Origin of the sequence: Daejeonella sp. H1SJ63 (assembly GCF_029360775.1) — a bacterium.
Classification (GTDB): Bacteria; Bacteroidota; Bacteroidia; order Sphingobacteriales; family Sphingobacteriaceae; genus Daejeonella.
In genome coordinates this window covers 1-21988 of record NZ_JARKMZ010000037.1, presented here as the reverse complement: position 1 = coordinate 21988, position 21988 = coordinate 1, and the positions used below count along the sequence as shown (strand labels likewise).

23 protein-coding genes are annotated in these 21988 nt (G+C 39.4%); 10 read left to right on the top strand and 13 right to left on the bottom strand.

Annotation, left to right across the window (positions count from 1 at the left end; genetic code table 11):
• The first annotated feature begins 271 nt into the window (after positions 1-271).
• On the top strand, positions 272-538 hold the full coding sequence (locus P2W72_RS13390; RefSeq protein ID WP_276363438.1) for a hypothetical protein: 267 nt from the start codon (positions 272-274) through the stop codon (positions 536-538).
• A 60-nt stretch (positions 539-598) separates the two neighbouring features.
• Entirely contained in the window at positions 599-1051 is a 453-nt protein-coding gene (locus P2W72_RS13385; RefSeq protein WP_276363436.1) for a 3-oxoacyl-ACP synthase, read from the top strand.
• Here P2W72_RS13385 and P2W72_RS13380 read toward each other — a convergent pair.
• The 3 genes from P2W72_RS13380 to P2W72_RS13370 all read right to left on the bottom strand — a co-directional run bounded on the left by P2W72_RS13380 (position 1048) and on the right by P2W72_RS13370 (position 3515).
• Positions 1048-1974 carry an alpha/beta fold hydrolase gene (locus tag P2W72_RS13380; protein WP_276363433.1) on the bottom strand — a complete coding sequence of 309 codons (927 nt, stop codon included), beginning with the start codon at positions 1972-1974 and terminating at the stop codon, positions 1048-1050. The genes P2W72_RS13385 and P2W72_RS13380 overlap by 4 nt on opposite strands.
• Before the next feature lie 88 nt (positions 1975-2062).
• Positions 2063-2575: a DUF2911 domain-containing protein gene (locus P2W72_RS13375; protein ID WP_276363432.1), complete on the bottom strand. Its 513-nt coding sequence runs from the start codon at positions 2573-2575 to the stop codon at positions 2063-2065.
• A gap of 76 nt (positions 2576-2651) precedes the next feature.
• On the bottom strand, positions 2652-3515 hold the full coding sequence (locus P2W72_RS13370; RefSeq protein WP_276363429.1) for a polysaccharide deacetylase family protein: 864 nt from the start codon (positions 3513-3515) through the stop codon (positions 2652-2654).
• A gap of 143 nt (positions 3516-3658) precedes the next feature.
• On the opposite strand from P2W72_RS13370, the gene P2W72_RS13365 reads away from it, so the two are divergent.
• A complete protein-coding gene (locus P2W72_RS13365) occupies positions 3659-4960 on the top strand; it encodes a DEAD/DEAH box helicase (protein WP_276363427.1) in 1302 nt (433 codons plus the stop codon).
• 5 nt (positions 4961-4965) lie between these two features.
• Positions 4966-5190: a DUF1456 family protein gene (locus P2W72_RS13360; RefSeq protein ID WP_276363424.1), complete on the top strand. Its 225-nt coding sequence runs from the start codon at positions 4966-4968 to the stop codon at positions 5188-5190.
• Between the two features lie 29 nt (positions 5191-5219).
• Here P2W72_RS13360 and P2W72_RS13355 read toward each other — a convergent pair whose 3' ends face one another.
• Complete coding sequence (locus tag P2W72_RS13355) at positions 5220-6095, bottom strand: PIG-L family deacetylase (protein ID WP_276363422.1); 876 nt, start codon at positions 6093-6095, stop codon at positions 5220-5222.
• 137 nt (positions 6096-6232) lie between these two features.
• Between P2W72_RS13355 and P2W72_RS13350 the strand changes: the two genes are divergently transcribed.
• From P2W72_RS13350 to P2W72_RS13340, 3 genes are all read left to right on the top strand, one after another.
• Entirely contained in the window at positions 6233-7525 is a 1293-nt protein-coding gene (locus tag P2W72_RS13350) for a DUF5690 family protein (RefSeq protein WP_276363419.1), read from the top strand.
• Positions 7526-7553: 28 nt separating this feature from the next.
• Complete coding sequence (locus tag P2W72_RS13345) at positions 7554-8648, top strand: phosphotransferase (RefSeq protein WP_276363417.1); 1095 nt, start codon at positions 7554-7556, stop codon at positions 8646-8648.
• Between the two features lie 162 nt (positions 8649-8810).
• The gene (locus P2W72_RS13340; RefSeq protein ID WP_276363414.1) at positions 8811-8999 is read left to right on the top strand and encodes a cold-shock protein; all 189 of its coding nucleotides are present in this window, start codon (positions 8811-8813) and stop codon (positions 8997-8999) included.
• An 83-nt stretch (positions 9000-9082) separates the two neighbouring features.
• On the opposite strand, the gene clpB is transcribed toward P2W72_RS13340, so the two are convergent.
• The 3 genes from clpB to pyrE form a co-directional block, all read right to left on the bottom strand.
• The gene (clpB, locus tag P2W72_RS13335; protein WP_276363412.1) at positions 9083-11683 is read right to left on the bottom strand and encodes an ATP-dependent chaperone ClpB; all 2601 of its coding nucleotides are present in this window, start codon (positions 11681-11683) and stop codon (positions 9083-9085) included.
• Between the two features lie 379 nt (positions 11684-12062).
• Complete coding sequence (locus P2W72_RS13330) at positions 12063-12461, bottom strand: SRPBCC family protein (RefSeq protein ID WP_276363409.1); 399 nt, start codon at positions 12459-12461, stop codon at positions 12063-12065.
• 10 nt (positions 12462-12471) lie between these two features.
• Positions 12472-13125 carry an orotate phosphoribosyltransferase gene (gene pyrE / locus P2W72_RS13325; RefSeq protein ID WP_276363407.1) on the bottom strand — a complete coding sequence of 218 codons (654 nt, stop codon included), beginning with the start codon at positions 13123-13125 and terminating at the stop codon, positions 12472-12474.
• Here pyrE and P2W72_RS13320 point away from each other — a divergent pair.
• Positions 13124-13732, top strand: coding sequence for an NUDIX domain-containing protein (locus tag P2W72_RS13320; protein WP_276363405.1), 609 nt, complete (start codon positions 13124-13126; stop codon positions 13730-13732). The two genes, pyrE and P2W72_RS13320, sit on opposite strands and share 2 nt — an antisense overlap.
• A gap of 2 nt (positions 13733-13734) precedes the next feature.
• On the opposite strand, the gene coaD is transcribed toward P2W72_RS13320, so the two are convergent.
• The 3 genes from coaD to P2W72_RS13305 all read right to left on the bottom strand — a co-directional run bounded on the left by coaD (position 13735) and on the right by P2W72_RS13305 (position 15697).
• Positions 13735-14196: a pantetheine-phosphate adenylyltransferase gene (gene coaD / locus P2W72_RS13315; RefSeq protein WP_276363403.1), complete on the bottom strand. Its 462-nt coding sequence runs from the start codon at positions 14194-14196 to the stop codon at positions 13735-13737.
• 113 nt (positions 14197-14309) lie between these two features.
• Positions 14310-14852 (bottom strand): RsmD family RNA methyltransferase, encoded by a 543-nt coding sequence (locus P2W72_RS13310; protein ID WP_276363400.1) that lies wholly within the window; start codon positions 14850-14852, stop codon positions 14310-14312.
• Positions 14843-15697, bottom strand: a complete 855-nt coding sequence (locus P2W72_RS13305; protein WP_276363398.1) for a DUF3822 family protein — start codon at positions 15695-15697, stop codon at positions 14843-14845. The genes P2W72_RS13310 and P2W72_RS13305 overlap by 10 nt, the downstream gene beginning before the upstream one ends.
• A 123-nt stretch (positions 15698-15820) precedes the next feature.
• Here P2W72_RS13305 and P2W72_RS13300 point away from each other — a divergent pair, with 123 nt between their 5' ends.
• A complete protein-coding gene (locus P2W72_RS13300; protein ID WP_276363552.1) occupies positions 15821-17245 on the top strand; it encodes an AAA family ATPase in 1425 nt (474 codons plus the stop codon).
• A gap of 163 nt (positions 17246-17408) precedes the next feature.
• On the top strand, positions 17409-17552 hold the full coding sequence (locus P2W72_RS13295) for a hypothetical protein (RefSeq protein ID WP_276363396.1): 144 nt from the start codon (positions 17409-17411) through the stop codon (positions 17550-17552).
• A 32-nt stretch (positions 17553-17584) separates the two neighbouring features.
• On the opposite strand, the gene P2W72_RS13290 is transcribed toward P2W72_RS13295, so the two are convergent.
• The 3 genes from P2W72_RS13290 to katG form a co-directional block, all read right to left on the bottom strand.
• Positions 17585-18073, bottom strand: a complete 489-nt coding sequence (locus P2W72_RS13290; protein ID WP_276363393.1) for a cupin domain-containing protein — start codon at positions 18071-18073, stop codon at positions 17585-17587.
• Between the two features lie 19 nt (positions 18074-18092).
• Positions 18093-19022 carry a metallophosphoesterase gene (locus P2W72_RS13285; protein ID WP_276363391.1) on the bottom strand — a complete coding sequence of 310 codons (930 nt, stop codon included), beginning with the start codon at positions 19020-19022 and terminating at the stop codon, positions 18093-18095.
• A 227-nt stretch (positions 19023-19249) separates the two neighbouring features.
• Positions 19250-21457 carry a catalase/peroxidase HPI gene (gene katG, locus P2W72_RS13280; protein ID WP_276363388.1) on the bottom strand — a complete coding sequence of 736 codons (2208 nt, stop codon included), beginning with the start codon at positions 21455-21457 and terminating at the stop codon, positions 19250-19252.
• Positions 21458-21988 lie beyond the last annotated feature (531 nt).

Here is a 21988-nt window from a genome sequence, read left to right as displayed (position 1 = left end):
ACTTAGATGGACAGAGAGCAATTATTAAAGGAACTTGCCTTGCCTTTGAGTAAGAAGAAGATCAATCAGTTAATTCTTGATGATTTATGTGATGTAAAGGATTTAATTGAGTATGTATCCGGATAAAAAAATAGCATTTCATGCAGCATGGATATTGGAATACTGCATATACAGTGATCCTGAAAGGTTCAAAAGCTCTTATAAGCTAATGTTATCTGTTTATCTCATTCAAAAGAATTTAAGCTGCCAGAGGCATTTTACTAAAATTCTGATGCTGTTAACCGGGACTTCGAATAGACATTACATCGAAACAGTCGACCTGGAGAACCTCATAGAAACTACCTTTGAGCTTATGATCAATCCTGAAACACCTGTTGCTGTTAAAGTAAATTGCATGGATATTCTGTTTAATATGAGAGCAACATATGACTGGATTTCGGGTGAGTTGAGGGAACAAATTCTGTTTTTACTGAAAGATGGAACTGCAGCCATTCAAAGCAGGGGAAGGAGTATCCTGAAACAGCTAAGGAAATCCTAAGCATAAATATTTGCAAATGCATTCTTGTCAGACCTTTAAATAATATGCTTCTTTGCATTAATGAAGAGGATTAAAGAGGAATTATATAAGCAGTGCATGCATTATGCAGAAGATTGTATTCAAGCTTCCAGACAAGCCATAAATGATGCAATCGAATCTGCTAATGATGATACAAAGAGCAGTGCCGGCGATAAATATGAAACGGGACGGGAAATGATGCAGCAGGAGATTGACAGAAACCGAAAGCAGCTTGATGAGGCTGTTAAGATGAAAAACCTTCTCCTTTCTATTGATCAGAATCAGGTTTCTGATACTGTTCAGAACGGAAGCCTTGTAATAACGAACTTGGGTAAATTTTATATCAGTATCAGCCGCGGGCAGCTTGTCGCAGATGGGAATAACTACTTTGCCGTTTCAGCAGTATCTCCGATTGGAGCTAAACTTATCAGACAGAAAAAAGGATATGAATTCAATTTTAATGGGAAGATTTTCAAAATTGAAGATGTTCTTTAGTTCTTCTTTTTGCGTTTATTTTTCTTCCCGCTTCCTTTTTTAAGAAGATTGGTATCCATCCAGTTTATAATTTCTTTGGTTAATGCAATTCTTCGGTTTGAGAATGCATGATCGGTATTCCAGATTTTATATTCGAATGTGTTGCTTTTATTATATTTTGTAAAGTAGGTGTTGTTTTGATGCTCATCCAGAACCAGAATAGGCTTTCGTGACCTGGCTACCATTTCTTCAATATTGTAATTGTCAATCTTAGCTAAGATATCATTCAGGAAGGTGTCCGGGTTGCAATTCAGCATTCCCAATGTAAGCAGATACTCTTTCAACCCTATCAGGTTGCCCTCAGCCAATTCTCCCTGAAGAAGAGTATAAGGATTGAAAACTGATACTCCTATTATACCCTTAATTCTGGGATCCTTTGTTCCGGCAATTAATGCTATTCCTGCCCCCATACTGTGTCCTACCACTGCGATTTTCTCAGTATCAACTTTTAATTTCTCCTTGTTCAGACTGTCTGTAATATAATCCATAACCGCGCTTACATCATCAACGGCATTCTGAAATCCAAAAGTGCCTTTACTGCCCCAGGCACCCCTGTAGTTGAAATACAGAACATTGTATCCGGCCCTTCTGAGATTTTGTGCGATATCAAGCCCCCGCTCATTGCCGGGCAGACCATGGAGAATAAGAACAGTAGGATGAGGCCCTTTGCCATTTGCTGTATAGGCAAATCCATACATTGTGGATCCCGATGATTTTATTTGCAGTTCAACCTGTCCTGCCGGGTAAAACTCATCAGGTTTGAAGTCATTGTACAGGTAGTCGATATTGTTTTTGGAAGAATTGATTGAGGATCCTGATTTACATGAAGAAAGAAAAACAATCGGAATCAGGAACAGGAGGTAATACGTATAAACTATTTTCATAGAGGGTTGCTGCAATTTCAATTAAAATAGTATCCAATAAAAAAGGGCCTAAGTTTATCACTTAAGCCCTTCAATATAGTAAATATTTTTATCGAACTCTAAACTCAATCTGTGTATCAGCCCATGCCAATGATACTTTTCCGTTTTTAACGATTTCGAAAGTCATCTTTTCAGTAAAAGCTGAAGCTTTGCCTGGTTTAACATTTACTCTGAGTGCATCTTCAGCCTCTTTGTAAACGGTTCCCCATTGTTTCCAGGTTTTGTTGAAGATAATAACCCATTCTTTATCTCCGGGAATTGTATAAAGACTGTATTTCCCTGCAGCTAATTTCCGGCCTTCAATTGTTACATCTTTTGAAGTTTCAAAAACAGTCGCTTCATTCGCACCGGTGCGCCATACTTTCCCTGCCGGAGCTAAGGTGCTCAGAGATCTTCCTTTGATTGAAGGCTGACTGTAATCAATTGAAATTTCAGCACCTGATGCCAAAGTTTGTGAAACTTTTGCCGGCGGACTTGGTCTTTTGCTTTTGTCCTGTTGTGCAAAAGAAGCAGTGCTGCTAAACAGGCCTGCTATCAGGGTTAGTACTAATAGTTTTTTCATGATTCCGTTTATTTTAATTTATTATTAACCTCTAATATAATAAGATTGGACATGATTATGCCATTTGAATTTTCAATCAGAAACTTTTGACTATACTATTATGAAGAGTTTTTGTATTCCAGTATCCGCTGGCTATGATTCTGCGAATTGTAAAAAGAGGATCATTCTCGTCCCGCTTTTCAGCAAGAATAAATGCAGACGTGAATCCTCTTTTCTTTAAATGAGGGATAGCTTCTTTATTCCACAGACCAAAGGGATAAGCGAAGTATTTAACATCTTTTCCGGTAATTTCCTTAAGGGTTTTAGTTGGCTTTTCAATTTGTGTTACCCAGTCTTCTCCCTGATATTTTTTTACATTTTGATGGTCGTAGGTGTGTGAACCGATAACGTGTCCTGCATCAGAAAGTTCTTTAACCTGTGCTTTGCTCATATAATTTGGTTTACCCAGAGATACAGTCATAATAAAAAAGACTCCTTTAAAGCCATATTTTTTCATTTCAGGAATTGCCGTAGTATACTGATCCAGTTTAGTGTCATCAAAAGTCAGCATGATTGGTTTTTTGGGCAGTTTCTTTCCGTAAACCAGGTATTCATAAAGCTGATCGGGTAAAATGGTATGATAGCCGCTGTCTGCCAGCATTTTCATCTGAGACTTGAACTCAGCAACAGGAACTATATAATCTTTGCCCATTTTACCATCGGTCGAAGTCCAGTTTCTGATCTGATGATAGCAAAGAATAGGTACCTGAGGTCTTGCCAGAATCTCAGCAGCAGTGGCTTTTGGGCCATCCGGTTTCTGACTGTCTTCGCTTTCTGCTTCGATTTGTTCAGGTTTGGTAATATCTGAACTCTCTGAAGTTTTTGTTTTTGAACTCGATTGACATGAACTCAGATAAAGGGCTGTTATAAGGACCAGTAATGGGAGATATGCTTTCTGCATTAAATTAATTTTAATTGGTTTTTAATCTATTGTTTGTTAAACGAAAATAAATAAAAAAGCTGCATCAGCATCCTTTAACCTCATTAAATATTATTGAAAGCTGAATGAAGATAATTGCACTACCTTTGTATTTTTAAAAGCAAATGATTGACAGGATATTAAAGAATTTGAAGATTGCCGCTCTGAATGAAATGCAGCGTGCTGCAATTGATTCGGTGGTTAAGAGAGATACAGTTATTCTGTCGCCAACCGGTTCCGGCAAGACTTTAGCTTTTTTAATCCCATTATTAACCAGGCTGGATAAGACCAAAAAAGGCATTCAGGCTTTGATCCTTGTACCATCGCGCGAACTGGGATTGCAGATTGAACAGGTTTTCAAATCAATGGGAACAGGATTTAAGGTTAATTGCTTTTATGGCGGGCATCCGGTCAGGACTGAAAAAAATAATCTTACAGAAGCACCGTCATTGCTTATTGGTACACCCGGGCGCCTGGCTTATCATATCCGTCATGGAAATATAGAAGCTGAAGGTATCCATACAATTGTATTAGATGAATTTGATAAAGCCCTGGAGTTTGGATTTGAAGAGGACATGGCTTTTATTATCAATAAGCTTGGTAATGTTCAACGACGGGTGCTTACCTCAGCTACAACTATGGGTGAGATCCCTGCCTTTACTGGACTGAAAGATCCTGCAGAGATCAATTTTTTGAAAGATGTAAATAGTATTCCCAGACTGAAGGTTAAATCTGTAATTTCAGAAGCCCCGGATAAGCTGAAAACATTATTTTCACTCATTTGTATGATTGGTAATCATTCTGCCCTGGTTTTTTGTAATCACAGAGAGGCAGTAGACAGAATCAGCGGATTGCTTGGAGACATGGGTTTGGATCATGGGGTGTTTCACGGAGGAATGGAGCAGGAAGATCGTGAGAAGGCATTGCTGAAGTTCAGAAATGGAAGCTACCGGCTTTTAATTACTACAGATCTTGCTTCCCGCGGATTGGATATTCCTGAAATTGAATATGTTATTCATTACCAATTACCACATAATGAAGAAGCATTTCTGCACAGGAATGGCCGTACTGCCCGTATGCATTCAGGCGGAACTGTGTATGTGATTCTGACAGAAAACGAGAAACCTTCGTTTTTAGGTGATGATATTGAAGCGGAAACTTTACCTGAACAGGATACAATTCCTGAAAATACAGGATGGGCAACTGTCTATATCGGGGCAGGGAGGAAGGATAAAGTTAATAAAATTGATGTGGCAGGATTACTGATGAAGAAAGGTAAGCTTGAAAAGGATGAACTTGGACTGATAGAAATTCAGGATTTTGCATCTTATGCAGGAGTCAGCAGAACGAAGATTGATTCTATGCTGAAGCTTCTTAAAAACGAGAAAATAAAAAATAAAAAAATAAAAATTGATATCTCCAGATAAATAAAATGAGTAATAACGACATCATGAAAAAGCTTCGGGTGGCATTAAAGCTAAACGATCAGCAAATTGTTGAAATACTTCAATTGGTAGATTTTAAGATCACAAAAGCAGAGTTGGGCGCAATTTTCAGGAATAAGGAACATGAAAATTTCAAACCATGTGGTGATCAGATACTGAGAAATTTTCTCAATGGACTGATTATTTACAAGCGCGGACCGAAACCTCAGTAAGTGCTGTATTTTACATGACTTAGAGTTTGTTATTTCCCCAGCATTGGGAATAATCTTTTTATTTCTGCTTCATTAGGTCTGCTGCCATATTCGCAGATTTCAAATGATTCAGAGAATTTGACTTGCTCTGCCCTTTGAAGCCCATACCATTTCTGCAAACTTGCCTTTACCTCAGGGGTGATTCCATTTCCTCTTAATTGCTTAACCCATTCTTTCCTTTCAGATACTTTTGCCGGAATCTTATCGGTATATCCTCCAATCCATGGCAGCCATTCATAAAATTGCGACTGGTGCGCATCCAATGCATTAGCTTTGATGTCAATTACTGAAGTGATATCGATTGAAATATCAGGTTGAAAAGGGTTTGGCTTCTTGAAATTATCCTGGAAATAAAGAAATACGGGGTTCTTGCGTAAAGGTGGTGTGTCTGCAGCAACATTCGGTACTCCAACCATAAAGGCAGCATCCTGAACCAATACACCTGTATATCTATGATCGGGGTGATAATCGTTTGGTCGCGGTGCAATTACCACATCAGCATTCCACTCTCTGATTCTCCTGATTATCTCAAATCGAATAGGTAAAGTTGGCAACAGTTCACCGTCATGGTTATCGAGTACTTCGTAGGTAATACCGAGCCTTCTTGCTACTTCTTTTGTTTCTTCAAGCCTTCGCTTGGCCAGTATTCCTCCTCCTTCCGTCATATGTCCGGCATCTCCATTGGTTACAGACAGGAACTTTACTTTATGTCCCATGGCAACAAATAATGCAGCGGTGCCCCCGCTTTTTATATCGCAGTCGTCGGGATGTGCTCCGATCATAATGATTTGAAGAGGTTTATCCTGTGCTCTGGTAAATGAATGGCAAAAGATCAATAAGAAACAGAAAATGGACTGTAATTTCATGCTTAATGGGTTTAATCTTCCTGAAGATATACAATTCATCCGAAATTGTATTTATTCAACTGAAAGTTTTGAATTTGCATTGAGATTTTTTCATTGACAAAGGTTTTATTACCTTCCGAAACATAAAATCATCATCCATGAGTATTCTGAAGCCAAAACAAATTAGTGGGAATGCATTTCAGGTAGGATTATACGCCGCTATTACTGTTTTTCTGACTTATACAATGGTTTTTGGTTTCAGAAAATCTTTTACCGTTGCTACTTTCGATGGAATTACTATTGCCGGATACAGCTATAAGACTATTCTGGTCATCTCACAGATGCTGGGTTATATGCTTGCCAAATTTTATGGCATCAAATACATCTCAGAACTTAAACGTCATGGACGCGGGCAGATCATTATTTATCTCACATCAATATCCTGGTTAAGCTGGTTGCTCTTCGCCCTGGTACCTGCACCCTTTAATATTCTTTTTCTTTTTATTAACGGGTTTCCTCTTGGAATGCTTTGGGGAGTGGTTTTTTCCTATGTAGAGGGGCGGAGGAGTACAGACTTTATTGGGGCTACATTGGCTGTAAGTTTCATTTTCGCTTCAGGCTTTGTAAAGACTGTAGGTGCCTGGCTGATGCTGACTTTTCAGATAACTGAATTATGGGTGCCTTTCTTTACAGGATTGGTATTTGCCGGTCCCTTATTATTATTTGTTTATTTGATCGAAAGAATTCCCCCTCCGGATGAACAGGATATTTCCTTTCGGATGAACAGGGTACCCATGCTAGCTGCAGACAGGAAGAAATTCGTTAAAATGTTTCTTCCCGGACTGGTTGCCTGTATTTTGATTTATGTTTTTGCCACCATCTTCAGGGATATGAGAGATAATTTCAGTGCTGAAATGTGGAAGGAAATGGGCTTTTTTGACAAGCCCGAACTTTTTGCAAAAACAGAAACCCCGATTACCATCATTATTCTGGTACTGATCGGCAGTATGGTGCTGATCCGCGACAGCTTTAAGGCTCTGATGCTTTCGCACCTGTTCATCGGGATTGGTTTTATACTTGCCGGAGTGTCTTCCTTTATGTTTGCCGGAGAAAATATTACTCCTGTCTGGTGGATGACTCTGGTCGGACTGGGTTTGTATATGGTTTATATACCTTTTAATTCTGTGTTTTTTGAGAGGCTGATTGCATCTTTTAAGCATACCGGTAATGTTGGTTTCCTGATTTATCTCGCTGATTCTTTCGGTTATGTAGGAAGCGTAGGAGTAATGCTGAGTAAGGAGATTTTTAAAGTACAGCTGAATTGGGTTACTTTCTTTTCAAACAGTGTAATTATTCTTTCGGTTGTTGGATTGCTTCTTACCGTGTTTTCTTCGGTTTATTTTTTAACCAAGTACAGATCATTGGTGCAGAAAGTAAATAATCCTCATTAATTTAGCCTTTGTAATTGCATTATATAAAATGGATAATATAAAGATCGAGAAGGTCCTGATTGAATACGGACTCAATACTGAAGATGTTATTTATAAGACTTTCGGTACAGGACATATCAATTCAACTTTTTTAGTTACTGATCAAAAAAGTGGTCATAAGTTCATACTTCAGAGTATTAATATCAATGTTTTTAAAAAGCCTGATGTTATTGCTCAAAATGTGAAGCTTGTTGGAGATTATCTTGCAAAGAATCATCCCGATTATTTGTTTGTTGGTGCTATTAAAACCAATGATGGTAAAGAAATGGCGCTGGTAGACGGTGATTACTGGCGATTGACGAACTTTATTGAAAATTCTGTTTCATTTGATACCCTTAGCGATCCTGTGCAGGCTTATGAAGCTGCCGTTCAGTTTGGAAGGTTAAATAAACTGCTTTCTGCTTTTGATGCTTCTCAACTAAAAGAAACTATTCCGGGTTTTCATGATCTTGGTTTGCGTTATCAACAGTTTACAGATGCCTTAAGTATTGCGCCTGAACATCTCAGACAAACTGCATCAAATGAGATTCAAAAAGCATTACACTATAAGTTTATTTTGGATTATTTCAATTCATTTAAAGATTCCAGGGACTTTCCGGACAGGGCAATGCATCATGATACCAAGATCAGTAATATGTTATTTGATAAGGATAGTATGAAAGGTGTCTGCGTGATCGATCTTGATACCCTTATGTCAGGAAAATTTATCTCTGATCTGGGTGATATGATGCGTACTTATCTCTGTGCTTATTCTGAGAATGAACCGGATATCAGTAAAATATCTGTCAGGGTTGAATATTTTGAAGCAATTGTAAAAGGATATCTTCAGGAAATGGGATCCATGTTAAGTCCGGTTGAAAAGGATCTGATTCTTTTTTCAGGTAAATATCTGATCTATATGCAGGCAATCCGGTTTTTAACTGATTATCTTAATGGGGATGTATATTACCCTATTGGTTATCCGGAGCAAAACCTCGACAGGACTAAAAATCAGTTCAAACTTTTAGACGAACTTTTTGAAAATGAAAAGATACTGGTAAGTATTGTAAATAAATGCTTAAAGGAATTTGAAGGGAATACCTGATCATTATCGGGCTTTAAATACTGTGGATACTAATTTCAGTGTAATAAATTGTTATTTTCTAATACTGTGCTGGAATTTAGTTTTTAAGAAGTTTAATTATTCCAAATATTTAACTAATTTGCAGTAACACTTAAAATTTTTAAAAACTAAACTATTAATTTAATGGAAACCGGTACAGTAAAATTTTTCAATGAGTCCAAAGGATTCGGATTTATTACCCTTGAGGATGGCAAAGAAATTTTCGTTCACGTAAGTGGACTAAAACAGGATATAAGACAAAATGATAAAGTGCAATTTGATGTTGAAGAAGGTAAGAAGGGATTAAGTGCAGTAAATGTTAGACTTGCTTAATATTTTTAGATCATATATTACATCCTAAAACAACTAAGCCCCGGGATTTATCCCGGGGCTTAGTTGTTTAATAGAATTATCTGTTAAGCATTGTCTGCATTCAGGAATACAAAATGATTGTCAAATACATCCAGCTTAATTTTGCTGTCTTTATCAATCTTACCTGAAAGTATCTCTTTAGAAAGCTCATTCAGTATTCTCTTTTGAATGACACGCTTTAACGGGCGGGCACCAAACTGAGGATCATATCCTAACTGTGCAAGCCAGTCAAGGGCTTCTTCAGAAGCTTCAATTTCCACACCCATATCAGCCAGGGTATTCTGCACCCCTTTAAACTGAAGACTTACAATGTCTCTCAGTTCTTCACGATTTAAAGGAGTAAACATAATCAGCTCATCAATTCTGTTAAGGAATTCTGGTCTGATGGTTTGCTTTAAAAGGTCAAACAGTTCTGTTTTTGTTTTGGCAATAACTTCTTCACGGTTGATTTCGGATAAATCTTTGAAGTTATCCTGGATCAGGTGCGAACCAATATTGGATGTCATGATGATGATTGTATTCTTAAAATCAACCAAACGTCCTTTATTATCTGTTAATCTTCCATCATCAAGTACCTGCAGAAGTATATTGAATACATCAGGGTGTGCCTTTTCGATTTCGTCAAGCAGGATTACAGAGTATGGCTTTCTGCGAACTGCTTCAGTAAGTTGCCCTCCTTCATCGTATCCAACATATCCCGGAGGCGCTCCGATTAATCTTGATACTGCATGACGTTCCTGATATTCGCTCATATCAATGCGTATCATAGCATGCTCATCATTGAACAGGTACTCGGCCAAAGCTTTGGCAAGCTCGGTTTTACCAACGCCGGTAGTTCCCAGAAAGATAAATGATCCGATAGGCTTACGTTTATCCTGTAAACCTGCTCTTGAGCGGCGTATTGCATCCGAAATGGCTTCAATTGCTTCTTCCTGGCCGGCAACACGTTTGTGAAGTTCAGCTTCCATATGAAGAAGTTTCTCACGTTCACTCTGGATCATTTTTGTAACAGGTACTCCGGTCCAGCGAGACACCACTCCAGCAATATCTTCAGATGTAACTTCTTCTTTCAGCATTCTGTTGTCGATCTGAGTATCCGCAAGCTGTTTTTTCAGCTCTTCAGCACGGTCCTGAGCTTCCTTGATCTTACCGTATCTCAACTCAGCAACCTTGCCATAATCTCCGGCACGTTCAGCCTGATCAGCTTCCAGCTTAAAGTTTTCAATCTGTTCTCCCTGATTGTTAATCGCTTCAACAAGGTCTTTTTCAGCTTTCCAGCGTGCTCTTAATGAGTCTCGTTCAGATGAAAGGTTGGCGATTTCTTCAGAAAGTTCTTTAACTTTTTTCTCGTCGTTCTCTCTTTTTATGGCTTCGCGTTCAATTTCAAGCTGCATGATCTTACGATCCAGTTCATCCACTGCTTCCGGAACTGAATCCATCTCGAGACGAAGTTTAGATGCAGCTTCGTCCATCAGGTCGATCGCTTTATCCGGAAGGAAGCGGTCTGAAATATATCTCTGCGACAATTCTACTGCCGCAATGATCGCCTCATCTTTAATTCTTACTTTATGATGAGTCTCATATCTCTCTTTTAAACCTCTTAGAATAGAAATGGCATCTTGTGTACTTGGCTCGTCGACCATAACTTTCTGAAAACGACGTTCCAGAGCTTTATCTTTTTCGAAATATTTTTGATACTCATTTAAGGTAGTGGCGCCGATTGCTCTTAACTCTCCCCGAGCCAGGGCTGGTTTCAGGATATTTGCCGCATCCATTGCACCTTCGCCACCACCTGCACCGACAAGTGTGTGAATCTCATCAATGAAAAGAATGATCTCCCCGTCACTTTGAGTAACCTCCTTGATTACTGCTTTTAAACGTTCTTCAAATTCTCCTTTATATTTTGCACCGGCAATCAGGGCACCCATATCCAGTGAATAAACCGTTTTAGACTTCAGGTTTTCAGGCACATCTCCCTGAATTACCCTGAAGGCAATACCTTCTGCTATGGCAGTTTTACCAACTCCGGGCTCTCCGATTAATATTGGATTGTTTTTTGTTCTTCGGGAAAGGATCTGGATCACTCTCCTGATCTCTTCATCGCGTCCGATTACCGGATCCAGTTTCCCTGATTCAGCATATTCATTCAGATTGCGGGCATATTTATTCAGTGCATTATAAGTTGCCTCTGCATTCTGGTCGGTAACTCTGCTGTTGCCTCTCAGTTCCAGGATAGCTTTCTTAAGATCCGACTCATTAACTCCGGCATCTTTAAGGATCGAACTCACTTTGTCTCCGGTACTTAATAATCCAAGCAGGATGTGCTCTACAGAAACAAATTCATCTTTAAATTCTTTCAGGTATGAAATTGCTTTCTGCAATGCACTATTTGCTCCGGAAGCCAGATAGATATCACTTCCACTTACTTTCGGGAAGCTTTTGATCTGAGCATCCAAAACCTCAGAGATGCGGTTTAGGTTTACATTCAGTTTTTTTAACAGGTAACTGATCACATTCTCGTCAACACTTAATAGGCCTTTTAGAATGTGGGCAGTTTCAATAGCTTGTTGCTGATTACCGCTTGCTATTTCAGAAGCTTTTTGAACTGCTTCCTGTGCTTTGATAGTGAAGTTGTTTAGATTCATGGTAATTGTCTATGCTTGCTTATGCTCAAATCAGTTGCCAGGTGTATTTTATAGCTCCCTTACAGAAAATCTGTCTGATTATTTTGCGCTGAACTGAAAAATTGTCGGTTGAAAATGAATTGAACTGCTAAATTGTCTGTTTTTCAGTGTTTTAATTGGGTACCCGTAATAAATTACAAAAGATAGAGGCTTTCTCAAAAGCAAAAACTAAGATTTAAAAACGGAATTAAATTCAGATCAATTTATTTTTGATTCTAAAAACTAATAGAAAACGGCAATTTTCACATCGGAAATTGCCGTTTTAAGTTCATTTAAGGTCTGCATTAAAATCAAAAATGACTTTTGAAACAGCCTCATGTTGAAGAATGCAAAATATCAATCAGGCTAAGACTGATTTAAGTGTACCGGCTTCGTGGTCAACCAGCTTTTGCAGTGGACCTGAAACTATCATTTTCATCATCATGTTGAGGTCGGCAGAAATGGTATACACCGCTTCAGTTTGTCCCTTGCCTAAATCATTTAAGGTCCATTTTAATTCAAGTTCAAATGGCGCCTGCTCAGAGGGTTTTACAACAATTTCTTTATCCAGAGTTATGGAGGATACTTTCAGCGCAAGTTTTGCCATGTTCTGAATAGTAAAGCGGGCTTCATCTTTTGTTGATGACCAGTTATAAATATTCTCAGGCATCAATTGCTGGTGATTATTCAGATCAGCAAGGAAAGCAAATACTTCACTTACCGGTTTATTGATATTAACTCTGCTTTCAATAGTTGTCATGGGCTTATGATTAGCTTTCAATATTATTTCCCCATGCCTGCGGGTCTTCGCGCCATTTTCTTAATAGCTTTAAATCATCGGCTGAAACAAAACTATGCTCCGCAGCATAATCGATAAGGGAATTATAATTTGAAAGAGTTAAAAATCTGCACTTGGCATTTTTGAAATTTTCATCAGCGGCAGCAAATCCATAATTGAAAATAGCAACAAGTCCGGCAACTTCACAACCTGCATCTCTCAGGGCATGTACGGCCTGCAGACTGCTTTTTCCTGTAGAAATCAGGTCTTCAACAACAACAACACGTTGTCCTGGAGAGAATTCTCCTTCAATCAAACTTCCTGTTCCATGTTCTTTGGCTTTGGATCTTACATAGATAAAAGGCAGGCCTAATTCCTGTGCAACCAAAACACCCTGGGGAATACCGGCAGTAGCCACGCCTGCTATCACTGATACAGATCCAAATTCCTCCTGGATCAGAGAGCTAAGTTTCTGACGAATATAAGTACGAATAGCAGGGTGTGAAAGGGTAATCCTATTATCGCAATAAATTGGGGATTTCCAACCTGAAGCCCAGGTAAATGGATTATTAGGTTGTAATTTTATTGCTTTAATTTGTAGCAAAAATTCAGCTACTTTCTGTTCAACTTCACTCTTATTAATCATGCCTCAAATTTATAAAATTTATATCAACGAAATAGTTTTAATACTAACACATACGATCCCATCAGATATTGAAGATTATCAGGAAGTTAAGAGTTCTGATTTTAGGTTTTCTGAGTTTTATGAGCATGCAAAACAGATGAACAGACCGAAAATATTTGTGATTCGGAGTCGGGAGTTTAAATCGCTGTTCAGGAATATGAAACGCTCCATGCAATTAATAAAGGCAGCCGGTGGTTTAGTTAAAAATGAAGAAGAAAAGTATTTATTTATCTTCAGAAACGGAAAATGGGACCTTCCGAAAGGAAAGATAGAAGAGGGTGAAAAGACCAGGCTTGCAGCAATTCGCGAGGTTGAGGAAGAATGTGGTATCCGGATTCAAAAAAGTGGTAAAAAGATCTGCAATACCTATCATATTTATGAGTTCAATAATGAGAGGGTACTCAAAAAAACTTCCTGGTATAAAATGAAGACAGAAAACCAGAATGAGCTTATTCCTCAGCTTGAAGAAGGTATTACGGATGTACGCTGGCTTGGGCCGGGCGATCTGATGATGGTGAAGCAGAACACCTATCCTCTGGTCAGGGATCTGATCAGCCCCATCGGGTAATTTTACAAAAGATCAAAGGCTTCTTTCGGGATGAATTGTTGTACATCACCATTGTTTCTGAGGATATCTCTGACAATTGTTGAGCTGATTGATGAATAACCGGGCTTACTAACGATAAATATACTTTCAATTTCAGGTGCCAATGCATGGTTCATCTGTGCAATTGCTTTTTCGTACTCGAAATCTGAAACTGTTCTGATTCCCCTGATCATATAGCCTGCATTGATCTTTTTGCAGAAATCAACTGTTAGTCCTTCATAAGTCTGTACCTCAATTTTTGGTTCATTTGCAAATACTGCCCTGAGCATTGCTTTTCTTTTCTCCGTACTCAGATAAGGAGCCTTGGTACTGTTTAACCCTATTCCGATCACAACCTTGTCAAACAATGGTAATGCGCGTTTCAAGATATCAACATGAGCTTTGGTAACAGGATCGAATGAGCCAGGAAAAAGTGCAATTTTCATTGTTTAGTCTTTTTATTGCTATTGCCGGTATTAATTAAGTGTCAAATGGCAGATTTAGCAGGGATATTAATGTAAAGTTAACGATAATTATAAATTTAGTAAGCGGATTCAGATTAAAGCGGCTTCTGACCGTAAAAGCTGAACGAAGATGAACCATATTTTCTTTGTTCTATGAAAAGCGGATGATTATCCAGTTTTTTCATGCTCGGATGTTCAATGATCAGATATCCTCCTGGACTCAGCAGATTCCGGTCAATAACTTTTGATGCTATCTGATTGATCTGTGGCATATCATAAGGCGGGTCGGCAAAGATCAGATCATATTTGTCGATTTCCATTTCTAAAAACTTAAATACATCCGACTTGATCACCTTTATTGCACTTAAATCATATTGTTTAACCAGCGATTTTAGATAATGGGTACATCCGAAGTCCCTGTCAACAGAACATATTTCATTTACACCTCTTGATGCAAATTCCAGAGAAATGTTTCCTGTACCGCTGAACAGATCGAGCACCCTGATACTTTCAAAATCAAACTGGTTGTAAAGAATATTGAATAGGGCTTCCTTGGCCAGATCGGTAGTAGGCCTTACAGGAAGTTTGGCCGGAGGGTTTAAACGCAGGCCTTTTAAACGTCCACCTATTATTCGCATTGATCCAGACAGATTAGTGAGAAATAGGTATGCGATGAGATGCCGTCAAATTTAGGAGAGTGATTAACGATAAGCCTGCTATCTGCAAAGCTGATTTTATTAAAATATTTCTTAACTCTATTGTAATACTCATCATCTGAGTTTATCCTTCCGGAGAGTATAACTGAGATTTCTTTAGTAAGCAGCTGAAGGGTTTCAATCGTATTCAGAATAAAATAATTCAACTCATCGGCATTCTGGCAATCAAATATATTATAGAAAGAAAGACCTGAATTATTGAACAGGGCAAGCTGAACATGTTTTTCATGTATATCAATGTACAGGGTATTAATTGTCAGTTCTTTATATGTCTTTTTTATGCCCTCAATAAATGTACATGACTGTGAATAGATATGAGGCTTATTGAAAATTCTGTTCATATCTGCATACAATTCTTTATTGATCGAAAAGATATTTCTGATCTTTTCAGATTTGATTGTATTGCTCAGAATTACTCCGGGAACAGCACTTTGAAAATAACCGGCATATTGCTCCTTACTTTCTTCATTATACAGACTTTCAGGAATTAAAGTATAACTCAGAGTGTCGAAAGATAAACTGATCTTATTGAACGGGAATTTAAATTCACGGGGGTATTCAGGCAGTTTTTCGATGGCACTGATCAGATCCTGCGGATTATGTGCAGAAGGGGGGATCTGGTATTCAGCCAGTGATTTTAGTTCATCTCTTACGATGTCAACAACGGCATATTGAAATGTTTCAAAACCAATGTGGATCAGAAGATCACATTTAGCAGCATTCTGAGACTGAAAATCATCATCAAAAAGGTGGAACAGTTTAATCATCGATAACAAAAGTATAGTTTCTTTTCAATTTTTTATTCGCTTAAGGTATTTAGACCTCTGTTTGTTTAAAAATCATCATCCCTATTTCAGGAGAAATCAGCTTAGATTTTGCAATTTGCGATGATGAATATTCAGAATCTGATTGAACAGCATTTCGGTAAAACACCTACAGCACAGCAGAGGGAGGTGTTTACCTTGCTGGAGAAATTTTTGCTTTCTGATGATGAAAATCAGTGTTTTTTACTTAGAGGGTATGCCGGAACCGGTAAAACTACATTGATCAGTGCATTGGTGAAGGTGCTGCCGGGTATTAAGCTGAAGTCTGTATTGCTGGCACCTACAGGCCGTGCGGCTAAAGTAATCAGTAATTATTCAGGCAAAAAAGCTTTTACCATTCATAAGAAGATCTACAGAAAAAAGCTTGCTGCAAGTCCGGAGATGAATTTTGTTCTTGGCGAGAACCTGATGGAAAATACCATCTTTATTGTAGATGAAGCCTCAATGATCTCAGATCAGGTTCATGATTACAGCCGTCAAAGCCTTCTTGAAGACCTGATCAGATATGTATATAATGGCAAGGATTGTAAACTGATGTTTGTAGGGGATACGGCACAGCTGCCTCCTGTAGGATCGGATTTGAGTCCCGCTTTGGATAAGAATTTGCTTGCTGCTGATTTCAGGCTTCAGGTATTAAGCTATGAACTGACTGATGTAGTGAGGCAGGAGAAGCAGTCGGGCATTCTGTACAATGCCACACAGTTGCGTGAATTGATCAGAAAGGGTAAGCAGACTTTTCCGAAGTTTATTATAAAAGGATACCGTGATATTTTCAGGATGACTGGCGAAAGGCTGGTGGAGGGTCTGAGTTATGCTTATGATAAATATGGAATGGAGAATACTATTGTAATCTGCCGATCCAATAAAAATGCCAATGCTTATAATCAGAATATCAGAAATCGTATTCTTTACCGTGAGGAAGAAATTACCGGTGGTGATCATATCATGGTAGTTCGCAATAATTATTTCTGGTTAAAGCCCGAAGATAACAGTGGTGATTTTATTGCCAATGGGGATATAGCGAGGGTCAGAAAGGTGCGGAGGGTGGAAGAGCAATACGGATTTCGTTTTGCTGAGCTTGTGATCGAACTGCTTGATTATCCCGATCAGGAACCTCTCACCTGTAAAGTAATGCTTGATACTTTGTATTCAGAAAGCCCGAGTCTTTCGGCAGCAGATAATAAACGTTTCTTTGAAGCTGTTATGGAAGATTACCAGCATATTGAAAATAAGCGCTTCAGGATGGAGGAGATCAAAAAAGATCCTTATTATAATGCACTGCAGATTAAGTTTGCCTTTGCAGTTACCTGTCATAAGGCCCAGGGCGGGCAATGGCCTGCAGTATTTATTGATCAGGGATATCTTACAGATGAGATGCTGAATACAGAGTTTTTACGCTGGCTGTATACCGGTGTTACCCGATCAAATGCTGAACTGTTTCTGGTTAATTTCAGTGATCAGTTTTTTGAAAAGGCAGCTGCAAATAAATAGGTTTACTATGGTATTATCCGAATAACCAGACTTCCGTCGATCTTAAGGGGATCCCTGGGGATATGCTATCAGGAAAGGGAAACTTTTATATTTTCATATAGCAGCTAAACAGGAGCTATATGATCTCAATTCCGATACCGGCGAGAAAAATGATCTTGCTTCAATGCAGCCCGATAAGCTGAAGGAAATGGCTGAACTAATGAGTGCCGAACTGAAGAAAAGAGGGGCCGGGATGTCTGCCTATAAAAAACAGGTAAACAGATTCCATGGACTGATGAATTATACAATCAGATTACAGATTCATTAAGATCGCTCAAGCTTATACAGCCTAATTAACTTTCAGCGGCAGAGTCTTTGGATCAGTTCTGTAAATTCCGGATAAATGTCTGTCAGTGCTGCTGCTTCAGCCAGTTCAAAATCCTGAAAATCAAAACCCGGAGCCACAGTACAGCCGACGAATGAATATTCACCGCTTGTTTCTGAAGCAAACCATGAACCGGATGGAACTACAGCCTGATAAACCTCGCCCTGCTTACTGTTTCTTCCCAGACGGATTAGTTCATAACTGCCATTTGAATGAAGCACATGGACCTGCAGGCTGTCGCCATCATAAAAATGCCAGCATTCATCACTTTGGATACGATGGAAGGCAGAGAATGATTTTTTGACCAGCAGAAAATAAATTGCTGTAGAAAAAGCTCTTTCTCCCGAAAAGCGTGCCGGCAAGCCCTGCAAAGGAATACTTTCTGATGAACGGTAGGTTTCCTTGTAAAAGCCACCTTCAGGATGCGGCAAAAGTCCGTACTGCTGAATCAGATCTTTTATCATATTAAGCAGGCATAAATGATCAATAAGGAACCATTTCTCTGGTGCATGTACCATCATTGAAATATTCAAACACTGCATAGGCCGGCTGAAATTCCTGATATGCACCCTTCCACCAGGCTCCGCTTACTGCACCATTGCAATAATAACTGATATCCAGATAGCGTAATTCATCTTGCAGGTGAATATGCCCGCTCAGACATGATTTAAGATTAGGGTATTGACGGAATAGCTTTTTAAGTTCTAAGAAGTCGGTATGCATCAGGTTTCGCTGAATTTTCAGATCGCCGTTCGGTTCATTCTTGTTGAAGAAGAGACCGGAGCAGATCGATAAGATCGGAATATGAGAGATGATACTGATATAATGATCGGATGGAATTTCTGCCAGTTTGTTCTTTAGCCAGACTAACTGTTCATCATCAATTTTGCCGATATAGCCTCCTGCAGGATTAAGCTGGGTGCTGTCCAGAACAATGAAATCCCATTTCCCTTTATTGAAGTGATAATAGCGTTCAGACATTTGAAGTGCTTTTACTGCCCAGGCTTTACCATACAGGGGGTTTGAAGTATCCGGATTTTTTTGAAACCATCCGTACACATCATGATTCCCTATGCAGGGATAGACCGGAAGATTGTTTTCCTGCTTCAGGATCTTGTTGAAAAGATCCCATTGAGTTTGAGTTGATTCTGCAGTGGCTGCCAGCGCATCCATAATAGAATCACCTCCGTTAATAATGAAATCGACTTTAGGCCTTAATTTTTGAACATGCTGCAAAGCTTTAGCCATTCCCTTTTCCGGTACTTCTCCAGGTTTTACGTGTATATCAGTAAGATATGCAAATCGGAGGGAGCGCCTGGCGGCAGGTGCAGCTTCCCTGGCAGTAAGTGCTTCAGGTAATAATGAAAGTCCTGCTGCTGCAGAACTGAGTTTTAAAAAATCCTTTCTTTTCATTTTCAGGCAAATGTTCTATTCTGATACGATTATAGGTTAATTTTTTGAAAATAAGGGCAGAATGGCAAAGAAAATAAATTGTTCAGTTTAGCTTTTTTAGAGCGCAAAATTATATCAGGTGAAGTCTTTTTTCAGGGTCTGACAAATTAAATTTTCAGAGAAATGTGTAAATATAAAAAGGTGGCCTGTTTCCGGACCACCTTTTTATATAAACCATAGCAATGGGATTAAGCTAAGTCGAATCTGTCAAGGTTCATCACCTTATTCCATGCTGCAACAAAGTCATTTACAAACTTTCCTTTAGCGTCTTCACATCCATAAACTTCAGCAATAGCACGAAGTTCAGAGTTGGAACCGAAGATCAAATCAACCCGTGTACCGGTCCATTTTACTTCACCACTTGCACGGTCGCGGCCTTCAAATACCTGTTGTGATTCTGAAGTGGCTTTCCATGTTGTACCAAGATCCAGTAAGTTCACGAAGAAATCGTTGCTGAGTGTTTCTGTATTTTTTGTGAACACTCCATGCTGAGATTGATCAAAGTTTGTATTCAGTACACGCATACCACCTACAAGTGCAGTCATCTCCGGGGTGCTTAGAGTTAACAGTTGTGCTTTATCGATCAGCATTTCTTCTGCCGGAGTACTGATAGTTGATTTAATATAGTTACGGAAGCCATCTGCGAGTGGTTCAAGCACTGCAAATGATTCCACATCGGTTTGCTCCTGTGAAGCATCGGTACGTCCCGGAGTGAAAGGAACACTGATATGATGACCTGCGTTTTTGGCTGCTTTCTCAACAGCGGCACATCCACCCAAAACAATCAGGTCTGCTATTGAAACACTTTTGCCATCTGATTGAGCACTGTTAAACTCTTTTTGAACGTTTTCAAGTGTATCCAGTACTTTTGACAGTTGCGAAGGATTGTTTACTTCCCAGTATTTCTGAGGTGCAAGACGAACACGTGCACCATTGGCACCACCGCGTTTGTCTGATCCACGGAAGGTAGAAGCTGATGCCCAAGCAGTGGATACAAGCTGAGAAACAGAAAGTCCTGAATCAAGGATCTTAGCTTTTAAGGCAGCTATATCATTTTCATCAATCAATTTATGAGTAACAGCAGGGACAGGGTCCTGCCAAATCAGTTCTTCTGCCGGTACTTCTTTACCAAGGTAACGCGAAATTGGACCCATATCACGGTGAGTAAGTTTGAACCATGCACGTGCAAAAGCATCAGCAAAAGCATCAGGATCTTCATGGAAGCGTCTTGAGATTTTTTCGTATACCGGATCAAAACGTAAGGCAAGATCGGTGGTCAGCATGGTAGGAGCATGGCGTTTTGAAGGATCATGTGCATCTGGTACAGAATCAGCACCCATGCCATGTTTCGGCTTCCACTGGTGTGCGCCTGCCGGACTTTTGGTTAATTCCCAGTCATAACCAAACAGGTTCCAGAAGAAGTTATTACTCCATTTGGTTGGAGTTGTAGTCCATGCACCTTCCAAACCACTGGTTATTGTGTCGCCTGCATTTCCTGAACCATAAGTGTTTTTCCAGCCTAAATTTTGTTCTTCAATACCGGCAGCAGCAGGTTCGCGACCAACATATTTGCCAGGATCGGCAGCACCATGTGTTTTCCCGAAAGTATGTCCACCGGCAATCAGAGCAACAGTTTCTTCGTCATTCATCGCCATGCGGGCAAATGTTTCACGAATGTCGCGGGCAGCGGCAATCGGATCAGGATTACCGTTCGGACCTTCAGGATTTACGTAGATCAGACCCATTTGAACAGCAGCCAAAGGGTTCTCCAGTTCACGATCACCGGTATAGCGCTTGTCGCCTAACCATTCTTTTTCAGAGCCCCAGTAGATATCCTCTTCGGGTTCCCAAACATCTTCACGTCCGCCACCAAAACCAAAGGTTTTAAAGCCCATTGATTCCAGTGCACAGTTTCCGGCCAGAATCATTAAATCTGCCCATGAAATTTTTCTGCCATATTTTTGTTTGATAGGCCAAAGCAGTAAACGTGCTTTGTCGAGGTTAGCATTGTCAGGCCAACTGTTCAGCGGAGCAAAACGTTGAGTTCCTGAGCCCGCTCCACCACGTCCGTCCTGAATACGATAAGTTCCGGCACTATGCCATGCCATACGAATGAAAAATGGTCCGTAATGACCATAATCTGCTGGCCACCAGTCCTGAGAAGTGGTCATCAGATCGAAAATGTCTTTTTTTACAGCATCCAGATCAAGACTCTTGAACTCCTCAGCATAGTTGAACTCCTCATCCATCGGATTAGACAGAGAAGAATTCTGACGGAGGATGTTCAGTTTTAGCTGATTTGGCCACCAGTCGCGGTTTCTGGTGCCGCCGCCAGCACTTTGTTTTGAAGCACCATGGCCGAAAGGACACTTGCCTTGTGATGTGTTATTTTCCATTCTAGATTAATTTATATTATCTGATTTATAATTTTCTGTGATTGAAATATCAAATTCAAAAATACGCTAATGCACAACTAAATCATATTGATAATGTTTATAGCTATATAGTTTTTTTCTATGATGGTCAACAGGATTGGTTATTTACCATTTGGCTTCTCTATACTCTCGTCCGCGTTTGCAACGCGGATGTGTGAGAATTTGTAATGTATCTCCAGTTTATACCGGGCAGTATATTCGGGAATGATGTACAAGAAATCCATTCGAACCGTATTATGTACTGTTGCCCCATCGTTCGCCTTGTAAACGCAGATGATAAGAGCGTATAAGCAGTATCAGGACTAATGCTAAGAAGCCCTGAATTATATAAACAATAAATCGAGGTTTTTAGCTTTATTTTCAAGTGTTGGTACACCCGTAGTATGATTAAAGTTTAAATAAAAAATAGTTTAAATTTATTAATATGAAGCGAACATGAGATTTTAGCACACACAGGGGCATGTAAATAAGAGTTGGTAACTTTCTACAAAC

Coding starts and splice junctions, on each gene's coding strand:
- P2W72_RS13390 (WP_276363438.1), top strand. CDS start 272: ATGCTGTTAACCGGGACTTCGAATAGACATTACATCGAAACAGTCGAC.
- P2W72_RS13385 (WP_276363436.1), top strand. CDS start 599: ATGAAGAGGATTAAAGAGGAATTATATAAGCAGTGCATGCATTATGCA.
- P2W72_RS13380 (WP_276363433.1), bottom strand. CDS start 1,974: ATGAAAATAGTTTATACGTATTACCTCCTGTTCCTGATTCCGATTGTT.
- P2W72_RS13375 (WP_276363432.1), bottom strand. CDS start 2,575: ATGAAAAAACTATTAGTACTAACCCTGATAGCAGGCCTGTTTAGCAGC.
- P2W72_RS13370 (WP_276363429.1), bottom strand. CDS start 3,515: ATGCAGAAAGCATATCTCCCATTACTGGTCCTTATAACAGCCCTTTAT.
- P2W72_RS13365 (WP_276363427.1), top strand. CDS start 3,659: ATGATTGACAGGATATTAAAGAATTTGAAGATTGCCGCTCTGAATGAA.
- P2W72_RS13360 (WP_276363424.1), top strand. CDS start 4,966: ATGAGTAATAACGACATCATGAAAAAGCTTCGGGTGGCATTAAAGCTA.
- P2W72_RS13355 (WP_276363422.1), bottom strand. CDS start 6,095: ATGAAATTACAGTCCATTTTCTGTTTCTTATTGATCTTTTGCCATTCA.
- P2W72_RS13350 (WP_276363419.1), top strand. CDS start 6,233: ATGAGTATTCTGAAGCCAAAACAAATTAGTGGGAATGCATTTCAGGTA.
- P2W72_RS13345 (WP_276363417.1), top strand. CDS start 7,554: ATGGATAATATAAAGATCGAGAAGGTCCTGATTGAATACGGACTCAAT.
- P2W72_RS13340 (WP_276363414.1), top strand. CDS start 8,811: ATGGAAACCGGTACAGTAAAATTTTTCAATGAGTCCAAAGGATTCGGA.
- clpB (WP_276363412.1), bottom strand. CDS start 11,683: ATGAATCTAAACAACTTCACTATCAAAGCACAGGAAGCAGTTCAAAAA.
- P2W72_RS13330 (WP_276363409.1), bottom strand. CDS start 12,461: ATGACAACTATTGAAAGCAGAGTTAATATCAATAAACCGGTAAGTGAA.
- P2W72_RS13320 (WP_276363405.1), top strand. CDS start 13,124: ATGCCTCAAATTTATAAAATTTATATCAACGAAATAGTTTTAATACTA.
- pyrE (WP_276363407.1), bottom strand. CDS start 13,125: ATGATTAATAAGAGTGAAGTTGAACAGAAAGTAGCTGAATTTTTGCTA.
- coaD (WP_276363403.1), bottom strand. CDS start 14,196: ATGAAAATTGCACTTTTTCCTGGCTCATTCGATCCTGTTACCAAAGCT.
- P2W72_RS13310 (WP_276363400.1), bottom strand. CDS start 14,852: ATGCGAATAATAGGTGGACGTTTAAAAGGCCTGCGTTTAAACCCTCCG.
- P2W72_RS13305 (WP_276363398.1), bottom strand. CDS start 15,697: ATGATTAAACTGTTCCACCTTTTTGATGATGATTTTCAGTCTCAGAAT.
- P2W72_RS13300 (WP_276363552.1), top strand. CDS start 15,821: ATGAATATTCAGAATCTGATTGAACAGCATTTCGGTAAAACACCTACA.
- P2W72_RS13295 (WP_276363396.1), top strand. CDS start 17,409: ATGCAGCCCGATAAGCTGAAGGAAATGGCTGAACTAATGAGTGCCGAA.
- P2W72_RS13290 (WP_276363393.1), bottom strand. CDS start 18,073: ATGATAAAAGATCTGATTCAGCAGTACGGACTTTTGCCGCATCCTGAA.
- P2W72_RS13285 (WP_276363391.1), bottom strand. CDS start 19,022: ATGAAAAGAAAGGATTTTTTAAAACTCAGTTCTGCAGCAGCAGGACTT.
- katG (WP_276363388.1), bottom strand. CDS start 21,457: ATGGAAAATAACACATCACAAGGCAAGTGTCCTTTCGGCCATGGTGCT.